Here is a 1,193-nt window from a genome sequence, read left to right on the forward strand (position 1 = left end):
CTACGGGCTTGGCCTGTGGTTCATCCACATGCCCGACGGCACAGGCATGTACAACCCCGGCATCCCCGACCTGGTCATCGTCGGGCACGGAAAGATCCTGTGGCGGGAGTTGAAAAGCGAGTCTGGGCGTACCAGTGCTGAGCAGCGTGCTTTCATTGAACGGCTCCGCTGCAATGGAGCGGATGTAGACGTGTGGCGTCCCCGCGATCTTCTCTCCCGTCGCATCCACCGCGAACTCGAAGCCATTTCGGGTCCGCCGGTTGTGCGCGCCCGGGAAAGGGAGAGATGTGAGCAGTACAGGATCAAGGCCCGCGTCAGCACGGCTCGCGTCGCTGGACGACGTCGCAAGGTTCGCCGAGCAGCAGGAGACTGAGAACCTGCTGTGCCGTTCGTGGGGCCACCAGTGGGATCCCAGTCCGCTGACCCACGACATCAAGACGGTCGGCGACGAGCATCACTGGATCGTCGAGTGTCTGCGATGCGCCTCGACACGCATCCGTGTGTTCGCAATGGATGGCTCCAGCGCCAGCCGCTATGAGTACACGGAGGGGTACCAGGCTCGGGGCCTGGGGCGGCTGACATCGAGGGCACGCGGCACGCTGAACGTCGCCCTGATAAACCGTCTCAAGTCACGGTGAAGCAGATCGAAGTCGCAGTCTTCTGCGACGAGTGCTACCGCCAGCAGCAGGTGCGGGTGCCGGGCGTATCGGAGGACGTGCGCATCGGCGGCCTCGAAGGGGAAGTCGATCTGTGCTCTGAACACAAGAGGGTGTTACTCGGCCCTCTCGTGGAGCTGATGTCGGCGCTCGGCAGAAAGCGGATCGCTGCCTCCAAGCCCACCAAGGCTCCCAAGCGAACCAAGGCGCCCGAGGTCGCGCTTACGGGGACAGTGTTCCCGCCGCCGCCGAAAGACTCCTCTTCGGAGGTCGTGTACGCCGGCTGCGGGTCCTGCCGACAGTGGGTCGACATCCGACTGCGATCGACCCACTGCAAGCGCTCACACGCGGGGATGTTGCCGTGGCACATCTCCTGGTCGCTCCCCGGCGCCTCGGAGGTGTTCCTGTGCACGTGCACCATGCCTTTCCTCTCCAAGCGGGCCGTTCGGCGCTGGTCAACAGCTACCAGTGGATCATCGTCGCCACGTTCCTCGTCGAGTGCGTGAACCTCTTCTGGGTGCCCGCCAAGGACGCGAC

Annotated in this window: 1 protein-coding gene; it reads left to right on the forward strand. The window is 64.3% G+C overall.

Going from position 1 to position 1,193, the window contains the following annotated elements; translation table 11 throughout:
- Window positions 1-373: VRR-NUC domain-containing protein (locus tag AB0B89_RS36530; RefSeq protein WP_358562399.1), on the forward strand; the 373-nt coding region annotated here is incomplete at its 5' end.
- Window positions 374-1,193: the final 820 nt, after the last annotated feature.

The sequence above is a fragment of the Sphaerisporangium sp. NPDC049002 genome, from assembly GCF_040649355.1.
GTDB lineage: Bacteria > Actinomycetota > Actinomycetes > Streptosporangiales > Streptosporangiaceae > Sphaerisporangium.